Source organism: Chlorobiota bacterium (assembly GCA_016710285.1).
In the GTDB taxonomy this organism is placed as follows: Bacteria; Bacteroidota; Ignavibacteria; order OLB7; family OLB7; genus OLB7.
Window position 1 is genome coordinate 482,268 of sequence record JADJXR010000001.1, and the last position, 13,752, is coordinate 496,019.

Genomic DNA, 13,752 nt, shown 5'->3' on the forward strand with positions numbered 1-13,752 from the left:
AACCCTTTTCCCTTAACTTAATTCCCATGGTTCATTTTTCTTTATTCCGAGGATATCTACTATACTTTATCCTATATCATACCCATAAAATTCATATATCCTATCGATTACAATATTTACTTCCTCATCTTCAAGCTCTGGGAACATGGGTAATGCTATAACGCTATCAGACAAAGACTCAGCTACAGGGAAATCTCCTTTTTTATATCCAAGATATTGATTGGATTCTTGGAGATGATTTGGGATAGGATAATATACATTCGACTGAATAGCATTATCCTCAAGGTAACGCCAAAGTGCATCTCTTCGCTCAGCAGTGATCGTAAAGATATGATAATTCGATTTATATTGCTGAGGAAGCATTGGGACTTTTACCTCTGGAATTGTTAATCTTCGCGTATAGATATTTGCTATTTCGTTTCTACGTTGATTCCATGAATTAAGGTGTGGTAATTTAATAAGCAGTAGTGCTGCCTGAATTTCATCCAATCGAGTATTAATGCCATTTATTATCGTTGTATAAGGAGAGGTTTGTCCATAGTTACGGAGCAAAACCAGCTTGTCAAATATTTGCTTATCGTTTGTTGTAATTAAACCTCCATCGCCGAATCCACCTAAATTTTTTGTTGGATAAAAACTAAAGCATCCCATCAATCCAATAGACCCTGCCTGTTGATCGTTTAATGAACTTCCATGAGCTTGTGCAGCGTCCTCAATAATAGGGATAGAATACCTATTACCTATATTCATAATGGCATTCATATCTGCCATTAGTCCATAGAGATGCACTGGAATGATAGCCTTGGTATGTTTAGTTATTACTTTTTCGATAGATTCAGGAGCAATCGTAAAAGTATCGGGATCAACATCTGCAAATATAGGTTTGGCACCAGTCATAATAATCGCAGATATTGTTGGTACGGCAGTAAATGGGGTAGTAACGACCTCATCTCCGATGCCAATATCAAGTGCCCGAAGACTCAAGTATAATGCATCCGTACCTGAAGCAACGCCAACACCATAACTAGTACCAACATACTGTGCAAATGCTCTCTCAAACATTTGCAATTTATGCCCTAGCACATATTTTCCACTTTGAAAAATACTTGTTACTTCTTCAATGTATTGAGGAAGTAGTGCATTTACCTGTCTTGTTAGGTTGCAGCGTTCTATTTTTTTATCTTGATTCTTCATATTTATTTTTATTTTCTTGAAAATAGTCAATCGTATTTGCAATTCCTGTTTTTAGATTTACCAAAGGTTGCCAGCCTAAAATCTGTTTAGCACGATTAATTGATAATGGAGAAAAAGTTTGTGAAAACGAATCATTATACTCATAATTTACCCATCCGGTTATATCGCTTAAACATTGGACAACGTCTTTCGTTGGAACCCAGTTTCCACCAAGGTGTATAACGGGATAATCCAAATCATCAATCATCGCAATAGATAGTAAACCACGAACGACATCGTCAATATAATTGATGTCACGCATCGCCTTACCATTATGAAATATTTGATAGTTCTTGTTATTAAGTGCCGCATGAATAAGTTCGCCAACCAAACCCAGTTCTTCTCCCGATAGACGTTGTTTAGGGCCATAGGTATTGGTTAGTCTTAGAATACGAACTTGCTGTTTTGGCAATAGCAGGCGGAACAAATTCTCTGAGGCATAGCTATGAATACTATAAACATCTTGAGGAGCAATGTCAGAGAATTCCGTAAGATCAGTATTGGAAGTGATTTTATATACTGTTCTTGTACTACAATAAACAAGTCTAATTGTTGTTGGTAGCTTATGAAGCTCTTTAACAATTGACAATTGTGGATAGTAATTTATCTTACAATCTTCTTCTATATGAAGATTACACCACTTATGAGTGTTTTTAGCTGCACAATGAAAAATTACGGAGTCAGGTTCAATAGCACTTCCCCAATTACAAACATCTTGTATGTTTGATTTAATAAAATCAGCACTAATACCATCTAGATTACATCTATTTCCACCAGTTCCGCTAATAAGATCATCTACAACGGTGATTCTTGCAAAACAGTCTTGCAAGGCAGATGCTAAATTACTACCGATAAAACCGCACCCTCCTAGTATTATCGCTGATCGCTCATGATAAAATTTCATGAAATCCATATTATTGTTTATATTCATTATTCAAATTGAGTTTTTAAATATTTTTTCGTGCGTGTATATTCTTTTCCGAAAAAGCTCCTTGTGCATGAAGTTCCTGTGCACGCTCATAATCATCCATCTGCCCAATATCAAGCCAATAATCTCGTAGTTTGTAATGATGAATTAATTGATTGTTATTCAACATATACTTTACAACATCAATCATGCTATATGAAGAATTTTTCGGTATAATAGATATGATTGATGGATTACAAACATATATGCCAGCAACCACTTCTGCATATAAATTAGGTTTTTCTTGAATATCATTAATATATTTTTCTTGAGTTTGAACAACCCCATAACGTAGTGGCAATGCAAGCTCTTTAGTCGCTACAGTTAATGATGATTTGGATTTTATATGACTATCCATTATATCTTGAAAATCTAAACTTGTTAGAATGTCTCCATTCATAACAATAAAAGGTTCTGTTAATTGCTTGTCAAACAATCTTAAAGGACCTGCTGTTCCCAATGGGGTTTGTTCTTGCGAACAATGAATAGTTACCCCCCAACGCTCACCATTTGACAAAAAAGCGCGAAATAATTCCGACTGATAATTTAGAGCAACATATATCTCTGTAATACCATAATTTTTCATAGAAAGTATTGTTATTTCCAGAACCGACTGTTCGCCAACTGGCAACAATGGTTTAGGAATAATTTTCGTGAGCGGGCGTAATCGTTCCCCAAGTCCACCAGCCAGTATAACTGCTTTCATGATTTTATATTAAATGATTTTCCCTGTCGAAATATTTTTTATTATCAGAGAACCAAGAAATAGTTCGCTTCAGTCCTTCTTCTATCGTAACACAGGAAGACCAGTTAAGCAATTTATACGCTTTACTAGGATCACACAACAATCTCATTACCTCACTAGTTGTAGGGCGGAGTCTTCGTTTCTCTATCTCTACTTCAGCATGCTGGCCTACTATATTAAGTATTTTATCTTTAAGATCATTAATTTTTATTTCAGTCCCTGTTCCGAAGTTAAAATACTGACCATTGATTTCTGCTCCAGCATCACCGCATGCAATAAAAGCTTTCACTGTATCTTCAACATATAAAAAATCTCTTGTAGATTCTACCTGCCCCAAACAAATAGAATTGCTTGATAATGCTTGCAAAATAATTGTTGGAATAACAGCCCTAGGAGATTGTCTTGGGCCGAATGTATTAAATGGACGAGCAATAACTATAGGCATATTAAATGAATACCCGAAACTTTCAGCAAGTTTATCGGATCCCACCTTTGTTGCTGCATAAGGAGATTGAGGGCATAATGGATGATCTTCACTCATCGGAACATATTGCGCTGTTCCAAACACTTCACTTGTAGACGTAGTAACTATACGGCGCAATGCTGTACTATCTTTCGCTCCTGATAAAATGTTAAGTGTACCATTGATATTCGTTTCAACAACCTCACGGAAGTTGGTATATGAATATGGGATACTAATTCCAGCAGCAAGATGATATATAGTAGCGGCTCCCTTCACAGCACGGCACACAAATTCAGAATCTCTGATATCACCCCGAACGATTTCTACCTCACGGAGCAGTGAAGGATCAATCCAATTGAGATTACCAATATCACCTCTTGATGTATAACGAACCACCGCCCGCACACGATTACCGCGACGTATAAGTTCTTCGACAAGATGGCTCCCTATAAACCCAGCAGCTCCTGTCACTACAACTTGTTCTGATGTTACACTCATAGTAATTAGCCTTGTGTTGTAAGTATGTTATTATAAATCTGTTCTGCTTGCTGTGCAATCATGTGCCAATCCAAATTTGAAGCTGATGCTAAAGCATTAGAACGCATTGCACAACGCAAGGGATAATCACGAATAATTGTAGCAAGTGCGCAACTGAATGCATCTATATCACCCGTAGGCACTACTATCCCTGCATTAGTGTCCTCAATAATATCTTTACTACCATTTTCATCAAATATAACTGTTGGTAGTCCAGCAGCTAGAGCATCAGCACTAGAAAGTTCAAATCCACCACTTAAAGCAGGAGCAGCATATATATCAGACGCGACGAGAAGATTAGCAATAGTTGGAGAAGGTATAATAGGAATATTATTACTATCATATTCAAAAGGTAAATTGGCCATTAATCGTACTTTATTCAAAAGCCCAGATTCGTGAATTTCATCTGTGAGTTTTTCAACATTACTACCAGCAATAATAGCATGCCATTCAGGCAAATCAGAAGGTAATCGCTGTAAAGCCTGTATCAGCAGAGATAACCCTTTAATTGGTGAATTTCGACTTACCGCTGTAATTACGATTGAATCGTTAGGAAATTTAAAAAGATCACGAAACCGTTGACGTTCATCATGAAAAAAATATGATGTAAAGGTTCCATTAGGTAAATAATGGAGATGTTTGCCATGGAATCCATTATCTACTATCAATTGTTTCATTAACCGACTTGAATACGTTACAGCGTTCAATTTTCCTAATAATTTTTTAATTTTACGTTGATATCCATGTTGCAACAGTAATCCATAATTCATTGGCGCAAATGTATGAATATCAGCTCCTTGTGGCGATACAATTAGAGGGATATTCGTATACTGCGTATAAGGAAAAATTTTTTTTCCTGCTGGAAATAAAAGTTGAGCATGAATTATATCCGGTTTACTATTTTTTTTTAACTTTTTAATCGCAAAAGCGCATGATAATGTTGACGAAAAAAAACGACTATTGATAGATCGAATTATCTTATAACGCGTTACGATTTCCGATACTTTTAGGTCTGGAGCGATTACTGTTACCTCATGGCCGCGTTCAGTTAAAGCTACAGCTAAACAATGGCTTGCATACTCTGCTCCACCAACTCTAGGTAAGAAGTGATCTGTAACGATAGCTATTTTCATATAGTAATTATACTATACACTCCAAGAGTATTTATCTGACCAAACAGCAACATTAACGATCATCCACTGTACAAGTACTGATCGCGTATCAGCCATCTTAATACCAGGCCATGAAAAAACACCATCGCGAACAATCCGTGATTCTCGAACCCGGTCGAACCACCTTGATCCAACCTGTTGTCGCCATTCATTCAAGGGTACACTAAATCCCTGCTTCGGCCTATTAATTACAGAAGCTGGAACATAATTACTTAAGACTTCGCGGAGCACCCATTTTCCGCCTCTTGTTGGATGCCATTGATATAATGATGGAAGTTGAAATATAAATTCAACTAGTTTATGATCTAGGAGAGGAACACGCACCTCTAGAGATTGAGCCATAGAGGCTCGATCAACCTTGGTTAACATTTTTTCTGGCAGCCATGCCAGCACATCCATCTCTATTCTTTTTCTTACATAATTTACATCATCTACATCTTGAAAATCGGAGAACCTCCATGCATCATTATACCTTCTAGGATTAATGTTCGATTGCCGCAATACATCCCTATTAAATATCATCCGTTTTTGTCCCCATCGTAATAAAAGGGTAGATTCAATTATTCGCTGCTGTAATGACAATTGATTATAAAGAATTGAAGATCCAAATTTAGTAGGAAGAGTATGCATGATCTTTTGAGCCATCCCGGCAATCCAAGAATAGCGACGAGAATGATCTAATAATGGCATATAGTTTTGTACATACCCTCCAAAAATTTCATCACCACCATCTCCTGAAAGAGCAACTTTCACGGACCGTGCAGCAGCACCACAGATTTCATATATTGGGATTCCTGATGTATCACTAAACGGCTCATCATATATCTCTGCAAAACGATCTGTAAAATGCTCAAAGTCATTGCCTTTCAAAGTAAGGATATTATGATGTAAGTGTAAAAAATCAGCTAATTCTCTGGCATTATTTCCTTCATCTATTTTATTTTTCGAATTGAAATTTACGGTAAATGTAGTGAGATTAGATTTATATTTGGACGCCATAGTAACAATTGTCGAAGAATCCATTCCTCCACTTAAAAAAGCACCAACAGGCACATCACTTACGAGGTGTGAGCGGACAGCATCTTTAATTAATTCATCAACACGATCAATAATTTGAGGGGTTGATAGTTGAAGCTCATTTTGACTTTCCGGCAATTTCCAATAGGGTGCTACAGTTAATTGTCTTGTAATAGTTGAAAATACGGCATAATGTCCTGCCATTAATTTGCGTACATGACAAAAAATGGATTTAGGGGATGGAATATACTGATAGCTAAAAAAATCAAAAAGAGCCGAAACATCTATTTTCTTATTAAAAAAATTCAATGGTTGAAAACCACGTAATTCGGAAGAAAAAGCGAACGCGGATCCGTCATTATATATATATAATGGCTTTATTCCTAATCTATCACGAGCCAATAGTAATCGTTGCTGTTTTACATCCCATAACGCAAAAGAGAACATTCCACGAAAATGCTGCAAGCAATCAATCCCATATCGTTCATATAGGGCAATTATAACCTCAGTATCTGTTGCAGAATTAAACTTATAACCCCAAGACTCTGATTCTTGACGCAATGCACGATAATTATAGATTTCTCCGTTGAAAACTACAATGATATCTTCTTTGTTATTCATCATTGGCTGTACACCTGCATCACTTAGATCAATAATTGAAAGCCGACGATGACCAAACCCGACATTGTTAACGGTATCTATGTAGCATCCTGCACCATCTGGGCCACGATGAATCATCGTGTCTCGCATTAGCTCAATCTCAGATTGTGTAATCCTTTCATTTTTTTTCCACAACCCTACTATACCGCACATCTAATATGCCTTTTATTTTTCTATTGGTTTAACAGCTGTACAAAAGATCAAGTGTCCGAATCTTGATGAGAATGGGAGATGTGAAAACGCAACATCGAGCCACCATAACCACTTAGGTAAACGAGAACGAATAAATCCTCGAAAATTTACACATCCACGAACAGAAATTTTAAAAAAACCGGCCGATTTCACGAGGCTAACAAGTTCATTAGGAGTAAAGCGATAGGAATAATACCCTCCTTTCCCACGTCCATCAGTTATTTTTGATTGACTTCTTTTAGTATAAGGCACAACAGCAATGACTATGCGCCCTCCCGGAGCAAGTAAGGAAAATAGATTTTTTATTGATAGTTCTCGGTGATGCTCAGAAGGAATATGAAGGATTGCTTCCGTACATAATATAGCATTCACAGTTTGAGGTAAATCAAAATCGACTAAATTACCAACGACCGTATGAATATTATTCGAATTATTATTTGATTTAACCATATCGAGACTTGCACTTGAAAAATCAACAGCCCAAATTTTATTTTCTGGGAATCTCCTAGCTATTTCGCGAGTATATATACCAACACCGCAACCAGCATCGCAAATAATATCATTAGGCTGTATTTGCAAAGCATTAATTAATGTTCGGTGTGCAATCCACCACCAAGATTCCCCTCGATTTGAAACAATTGTCTCATAATGCAGAGCTTGGGCATCACGAACCGAGATTTCTGGCAATTGCTCAGTGTCCATTGGATAGTGCTCTCTTGTATATTTTTTTTCGTATCGCGTGTATTATAAATTTATCGTCTTCATCAATATATAATAGTATCATTCCTATATAAATAGCAAGCGTAATAATCAATATTGATATACCCCATAGCATGTCGTCTGGATTTTTGACATTTTTTTGTATAATCATCCCTATACATAAACTTATTATCATAGATAAAAACACTTTAGCTAATGAAGAACTAAATGGATGTATTTCTAATGTAAAAAAAACATAAATCGTTCTTATCATATTATTTATTAACAATCCGATTGCATACGCACAAGCAGCTCCAATTATTCCATACGAAGGAATTAATAACGCGAACATGCTTATGGTAAATAGTGCAGTAACAATAGAATTTATCATATTTACTCTTGCTTTACCTATCATATTAATAATATGCCCAGATACTCCAATTAGGTTAACAAATATACTGGCAATAGTTAATGTTACTAATACAGCTGATGCCTCAGTATATGCAGAGCCAAACAATGAAAGTATAGGTCTAGTGTATAATAAGACAACGATTACGAACGGCATACAACTGATTAAAATCCACTTGGTGATAGTTTTATATAAACGATTAATTTCCATTGCTTCACCTTTCACATATAATTCCGCTATTATCGGATTGAAGACCGTTGCAAAAGCATTGGCAGGAACAAAAATCAACTGTTGAAGATTAAAAGCAACAGCATATAACCCTACTTCGGTAGTTGAGCGATAATAACCTATAAAGGGTACAGCCAAACCGAATGCATACTTATAGCTTAAACTTGCAATAAAAGTGGTTAAGGCAAATGACCATATCTTTTTAACTTCAATCTTTGAATTAATGGTAGGATTACTAAATTGAGGAAATATCTTCCATGCAAAAAATGCAGCGGAAAGCAAAATTGCAGCATCTTGAATTAAGCTTGAACTTAAAGCAGCATAAATACCATATCCAAGCCATAGAAGCCCTATTAAGGGTATTATATTTGATAAATTACCAACTACAGCAGATGATATGACAGAATATTTTTGATTCTGCATACCCTCTAGAAATGTAACAAAACTGCCATATAATGAAGTTAATATAATTGCCGGAGAAAAAAATCGAAAATATTGAACGGCATTTGGATTATTTAAAATCATATTGCAAAACTCTTCAGACCATATCATTATACTAATACATAATATTATAGATATTAATAATTGAATTTTAATAGCATAAAAAAAAGTTCCTTTTACATAATCTATCTTCTGCTCAGCTTTATAAGACGCTGTAAATCGGACAATAACAGTACCGAATCCGAGTCGAGAATAATCAGCTAACAATCCCATCCAACTAGTAGCAAGAACATAGATACCATAATGCGTCGCTCCTAATGCATTTGTTGTAATTATACCAGATAAAGCTCCGAGAACTTGCGATATTACGCTACCTCCTAATACTACACCTACACCGTTAATAATACGCCGCAAATATCCATTTATCTTATTTTTTTCAGTTAAATTATTTTGATCGTTATCATCAAAAAAATTGCCTTGTCCAGATGAAGTCATGCTCGCTCAATCTCTATTCATATTATGTACGAACCACATTATAGTTTTAGCAAGTTTATCTTGGAATTGGCCTGTAGGTTGCCATTTTAAATCTTTTTCAATTTTCGATGGATCGATGGCATAGCGTATATCATGGCCTAGACGGTCGGGGACAAAAGTGATTAAGCTACTATAACTGCCATTTGAACCTTTACTGACATTTTCATCTAATACCGTGCAGATCATATTAACTAAATCTATGTTTTTCCACTCATTGCGTGCACCAATTGCATAGGATTCTCCACTCACTCCCTGTTCAAAAACACGTAAAAGTGCACTACAATGATCTTCTACATATAGCCATTCACGGACATTCGATCCATCACCATATATTGGAATTGGACGATGTGACAATGCCGCGTGAACCACTGTAGGAATTAATTTCTCCCGATGCTGCCGTGGCCCGAAATTATTTGCACTATGGGTAATTATAGCATTCATGCCATAGGTACGATGCCACGCTCTAACCAAGTGATCGCTTCCAGCTTTACTTGCTGAGTACGGGCTATTGGGAGCATATCGGCTTTGTTCAGTAAAAAAACCGGCTGCCCCTAATGAACCATATACTTCGTCTGTAGAAACATGCAAAAAGCGATGATAAGAGCCGTCACCCCATGATTGGCGACATACTTCTAACAAATGGAATGTTCCAACAATATTACTTTCAATAAATCGCTGCGGATCATTGATGCTATTATCTACATGAGATTCAGCAGCCAAATGGAACACCCCATCCGGTTTATACTTCTCGAAAGATTGTTGTAATTCAGTGCGATTTCGAATATCGACCTGGACAAAATGGTGTCGATTATTTTTTTCTATTTCCGAAAGGTTTGACAAATTCGCAGCATACGTTAACGAATCCACATTTATTATTTCCCAATTGGGGCGATGCTTTAATAAGTATAATATTAAATTTGACCCAATAAATCCATAACCCCCTGTAACAACGACACGGCGAACAGATTTATCATCACTATATGGATATTCTTTAATCTCCAAAGCCTATCTTTGCTCCTGTTTTACCGACCAAGCAACAGTATGCTCAATTCCATCAGAAAAATTTATTTTCGATGAATAATTGGTCGTTTTTTTCAATTTCTCAATAGAAGCAAAACTATGCTTAATATCTCCTAAACGTGCATCTGTATAAATTGGTTGAATATCTGTTTTTAAAGCGTTATTCAACTCATTCACTAAAGTATTTAGCGAGATTTGGTCGTGGCAGGCCGCGTTAAACACTTCCCCCGCCACACCGTTTTCTGCTGTTGCAACCAACAGGTTTGCCATTACTACGTTTGCGATAAATGTAAAATCCCGCGTTTGCTCGCCATCGCCATAAATTGTTGGACGATTTCCATTACGCATCAATTCAATGAATTTTGGAATTACTGCGGAGTATTGGCTCGTTGGATCTTGGTATGGCCCAAAAACATTGAAGTACCGTAATGCTACTGTCTCTAGACCATAGAGCTGGAAAAATACACGGCAATAATATTCACCTGTCAATTTCGTAATTGCATACGGCGATAAGGGCGAAGGGATCATTCCTTCATGTTTTGGCAATGTTGGCGTATCACCATACACCGAAGAACTGCTGGCAAAAACAACGCGCCCAACCTGGCAGTCACGGGCAGCTTGAAGAACATTTAACGTCCCTGTTGCTCCTACATCGTGAGTAGTAATAGGGTCTTTAATTGACCGTGGGACCGACGGCAATGCTGCTTGATGAAATACGATATCCATTCCATCAACCGCTTCACGAACGATGTTATATGAGCGGATATCCCCTTCTATCAACTCAATTCGGTCGTGTATATCTTGCAGATTGCTCCAGCGTCCTGTGGAAAAATTATCTAAGACACGCACTTGTTCTCCACGCTCAAGCAAGGCGCGCACTAAGTTTGATCCAATAAATCCAGCACCGCCAGTAACAAGAACCGCCATTCTTATGGTCGCTCTTTAGCTGATTTAGTAGTCAGTTAGTTAATTATTCACTATTGCGATTGCAACCCACTCACGAATTGCAGAAGCAACGTAGTAGATCATTTCTTCAGTTAATTCAGCATACATGGGTAAGGATAGAAGCTGCCCCATCTGCCCATTTGCTACTGGGAAATCATCAATAGAATGATGATAATGGGAATAGGCTTCTGCCATCGGGAGAGAAATTGGATAATGGATTCCTGTTGAGATTCCACGTTCGCTTAAAAAATTAATAAGCTCTTCACGCTCAGGAACGCGAATTACATATAAATGGAACACATGATCCCCCCAATCAGCGGTTACTGGGGTCGTAATCCCCTCAATATCAGCAAGAAGTTGATTGTAGAGTGCCGCGTTCTTGCTGCGTGCAGCGTTCCAACTGTCTAAATGTGGCAATTTTACCGAAAGCACTGCCGCCTGAACCCCATCTAACCGGCTGTTTCGGCCTTCAATTTCATGAATATATTTTTTTCGGCTGCCATGGTTAGCAAATAATCGAGCACGTTCGGCGATTTCTCCGTCGCGAAAGATAATCCCGCCAGCGTCGCCATACGCCCCAAGATTTTTCCCAGGATAGAAGCTGAACGTGGCCGCATCCCCAATACTCCCCACCATTCTTCCTTTGTAGCGTGCTCCGTGCGCTTGCGAAGCATCCTCAATCACAATCAAACCATGCTCACGGGCAATGGCCATGATTGGATCCATGTCAGCCGGATGACCGTAAAGGTGAACCGGCAGCACAGCCTTTGTTTGAGAAGTGATTTTTCGCCGAAATTCTTCAGGATTCAACGTATATGTGGCCGGGTCGCTGTCGGCAAACACCACTGTTGCGCCGGTTGCGGTCACGGCTTCCGAGCTGGCAATGAAGCTGTTGGCCGGGACGATTACTTCATCCCCCTCCCCAATCCCGAACGCCCAAAGTGCAATCTCAATGGCTTCGGTTCCATTCGCCACCGAAACGCAATGGGGCATTCCTACATAGCTGGCGAATGCTGCTTCAAAGTCCGCAACACGATGCCCGCCGATAAAAGCGGTGTTCGCAATTACATCAGCAATCGCAGCATCCATTTGGGGCTGCAGGCTACGGTATTGCGATTTTAGATCAACAAATGGGACGTTCATCGAGCCTCGGTCTGAAAAAATTCGGCAATTGCTTGCACAACGTACTCAATCTGTGCCGAAGATAACTCAGGATACACCGGCAATGCAAGCACTTCGCGGGCCGCACGCTCGGCATTTGGGAAATCGCCTGCGGAATAGCCAAGATCAGCAAAGCATTCTTGCTGATGGAATGGTATCGGATAATAGATTGCTGTTCCAATTCCCTTGGAGTCCAGCCAATTTTTCAGATCGTCGCGACGTTCGCAGCGGACGACATACTGATTGAAGATATGATGATCGGCATGGCCAGAAGCAGCATAAACAGCAGTTGGAGTAATCAAGCGATCACCATTTTGATATTCTTGGAGATTGCTGCCACTGCTTAACCCGGCTTCGATAAATAGCCGGTTGTAATGCTCCGCATTCCTCCGCCGTCCGGCACTCCAAGCAGGTAAATGCGGCAATTTCACCGCCAAAACCGCAGCTTGCAAAGCATCCAAGCGAAAATTCCCCCCCACCACGGCATGATGATACCGCGTTTTTTCGCCGTGCATTCGCATGATGCGGACGCGGTGGTAGTAATCGGAGTCATTGGTGGTCAGCAGACCACCATCGCCAAAGCCACCAAGGTTTTTTGATGGAAAAAAGCTAAAACACCCGGCAAACCCAATCCCCCCAACCCGTTGGCCATCGCGATACTGGGTTCCAATTGCTTGGGCGGCATCTTCAATTACTGGGATGTTGTGCTTGCCCGCCACGGCCATCACCGCGTCCATATCTGCCGACTGGCCAAACAGGTGAACAGGGATGATTGCCTTCGTGCGCTCGGTAATGGCCGCAGCAACCCCTTCGGGGTCTATATTCCACGATTTTGGATCAATATCAACGAAAACTGGGCGGGCATGGAGGCGGCTAACAACACCAGCGGTGGCAAAAAAACTAAAGGTGGGGACAATCACTTCGTCGCCGGGGCCAATCCCTAACGCCATCAGGGCCAGCAGCAGGGCATCCGTTCCGGAGCTTACGCCCAGGGCGTGGCGAACGCCCAGATACTCCTCTGCCATTCGCTCAAAACGCTCGACATCGGGTCCCAGGATGAAGTGCTGGCGTTTGATAACATCCAGAACGGCGGCATCTAAATCATCTTTCAGCGCATGATATTGCGCTTGTAAATCGAGCAGTGGGATGGTCATTCGGACGGTGCGTTGCTTGCGGTCGCTAAAGTTATACAGCGGGACGGCGCAAATATAGCACGGTGCTGAGGCAACTTCCTACCGTTGAACATTCGTTGCAATCGCTGAATGCGGAGCCGATGCGCCGATGAATGAATCTCTCTGTAATCAGCCCGCCATTGGCCTGCGATCTGGG

The 13,752-nt window shown here is 39.4% G+C and carries 12 protein-coding genes; all 12 read right to left on the minus strand.

What is annotated here, in order from left to right:
• Window positions 1-66 precede the first annotated feature (66 nt).
• The 12 genes from IPM61_01655 to IPM61_01710 are packed head-to-tail and all read right to left on the minus strand — an operon-like array spanning window position 67 to window position 13,577.
• Complete coding sequence (locus IPM61_01655) at window positions 67-1,224, minus strand: DegT/DnrJ/EryC1/StrS family aminotransferase (protein ID MBK8910011.1); 1,158 nt, start codon at window positions 1,222-1,224, stop codon at window positions 67-69.
• Entirely contained in the window at window positions 1,178-2,137 is a 960-nt protein-coding gene (locus IPM61_01660; GenBank protein MBK8910012.1) for an NAD(P)-dependent oxidoreductase, read from the minus strand. The genes IPM61_01655 and IPM61_01660 overlap by 47 nt, the downstream gene beginning before the upstream one ends.
• Before the next feature lie 43 nt (window positions 2,138-2,180).
• Window positions 2,181-2,906, minus strand: a complete 726-nt coding sequence (locus IPM61_01665) for an NTP transferase domain-containing protein (protein MBK8910013.1) — start codon at window positions 2,904-2,906, stop codon at window positions 2,181-2,183.
• Window positions 2,907-2,910: 4 nt separating this feature from the next.
• Window positions 2,911-3,906, minus strand: a complete 996-nt coding sequence (locus IPM61_01670) for a GDP-mannose 4,6-dehydratase (protein ID MBK8910014.1) — start codon at window positions 3,904-3,906, stop codon at window positions 2,911-2,913.
• A gap of 5 nt (window positions 3,907-3,911) precedes the next feature.
• Window positions 3,912-5,078: a glycosyltransferase family 4 protein gene (locus tag IPM61_01675; GenBank protein MBK8910015.1), complete on the minus strand. Its 1,167-nt coding sequence runs from the start codon at window positions 5,076-5,078 to the stop codon at window positions 3,912-3,914.
• Window positions 5,079-5,090: 12 nt separating this feature from the next.
• A complete protein-coding gene (gene asnB / locus IPM61_01680) occupies window positions 5,091-6,947 on the minus strand; it encodes an asparagine synthase (glutamine-hydrolyzing) (GenBank protein MBK8910016.1) in 1,857 nt (618 codons plus the stop codon).
• Between the two features lie 12 nt (window positions 6,948-6,959).
• On the minus strand, window positions 6,960-7,688 hold the full coding sequence (locus tag IPM61_01685) for a class I SAM-dependent methyltransferase (GenBank protein ID MBK8910017.1): 729 nt from the start codon (window positions 7,686-7,688) through the stop codon (window positions 6,960-6,962).
• Complete coding sequence (locus IPM61_01690; GenBank protein ID MBK8910018.1) at window positions 7,678-9,258, minus strand: flippase; 1,581 nt, start codon at window positions 9,256-9,258, stop codon at window positions 7,678-7,680. The genes IPM61_01685 and IPM61_01690 overlap by 11 nt, the downstream gene beginning before the upstream one ends.
• Window positions 9,259-9,264: 6 nt before the next feature.
• The gene (rfbB, locus tag IPM61_01695; protein MBK8910019.1) at window positions 9,265-10,293 is read right to left on the minus strand and encodes a dTDP-glucose 4,6-dehydratase; all 1,029 of its coding nucleotides are present in this window, start codon (window positions 10,291-10,293) and stop codon (window positions 9,265-9,267) included.
• 9 nt (window positions 10,294-10,302) lie between these two features.
• Entirely contained in the window at window positions 10,303-11,244 is a 942-nt protein-coding gene (locus tag IPM61_01700) for an SDR family oxidoreductase (protein MBK8910020.1), read from the minus strand.
• A 39-nt stretch (window positions 11,245-11,283) separates the two neighbouring features.
• Window positions 11,284-12,405 (minus strand): DegT/DnrJ/EryC1/StrS family aminotransferase, encoded by a 1,122-nt coding sequence (locus IPM61_01705; GenBank protein MBK8910021.1) that lies wholly within the window; start codon window positions 12,403-12,405, stop codon window positions 11,284-11,286.
• Window positions 12,402-13,577 carry a DegT/DnrJ/EryC1/StrS family aminotransferase gene (locus IPM61_01710; GenBank protein MBK8910022.1) on the minus strand — a complete coding sequence of 392 codons (1,176 nt, stop codon included), beginning with the start codon at window positions 13,575-13,577 and terminating at the stop codon, window positions 12,402-12,404. The genes IPM61_01705 and IPM61_01710 overlap by 4 nt, the downstream gene beginning before the upstream one ends.
• Window positions 13,578-13,752: the final 175 nt, after the last annotated feature.

Coding starts and splice junctions, on each gene's coding strand:
- IPM61_01660 (MBK8910012.1), bottom strand. CDS start 2,137: ATGAAATTTTATCATGAGCGATCAGCGATAATACTAGGAGGGTGCGGT.
- IPM61_01665 (MBK8910013.1), bottom strand. CDS start 2,906: ATGAAAGCAGTTATACTGGCTGGTGGACTTGGGGAACGATTACGCCCG.
- IPM61_01670 (MBK8910014.1), bottom strand. CDS start 3,906: ATGAGTGTAACATCAGAACAAGTTGTAGTGACAGGAGCTGCTGGGTTT.
- IPM61_01675 (MBK8910015.1), bottom strand. CDS start 5,078: ATGAAAATAGCTATCGTTACAGATCACTTCTTACCTAGAGTTGGTGGA.
- asnB (MBK8910016.1), bottom strand. CDS start 6,947: ATGTGCGGTATAGTAGGGTTGTGGAAAAAAAATGAAAGGATTACACAA.
- IPM61_01685 (MBK8910017.1), bottom strand. CDS start 7,688: ATGGACACTGAGCAATTGCCAGAAATCTCGGTTCGTGATGCCCAAGCT.
- IPM61_01690 (MBK8910018.1), bottom strand. CDS start 9,258: ATGACTTCATCTGGACAAGGCAATTTTTTTGATGATAACGATCAAAAT.
- IPM61_01700 (MBK8910020.1), bottom strand. CDS start 11,244: ATGGCGGTTCTTGTTACTGGCGGTGCTGGATTTATTGGATCAAACTTA.
- IPM61_01705 (MBK8910021.1), bottom strand. CDS start 12,405: ATGAACGTCCCATTTGTTGATCTAAAATCGCAATACCGTAGCCTGCAG.
- IPM61_01710 (MBK8910022.1), bottom strand. CDS start 13,577: ATGACCATCCCACTGCTCGATTTACAAGCGCAATATCATGCGCTGAAA.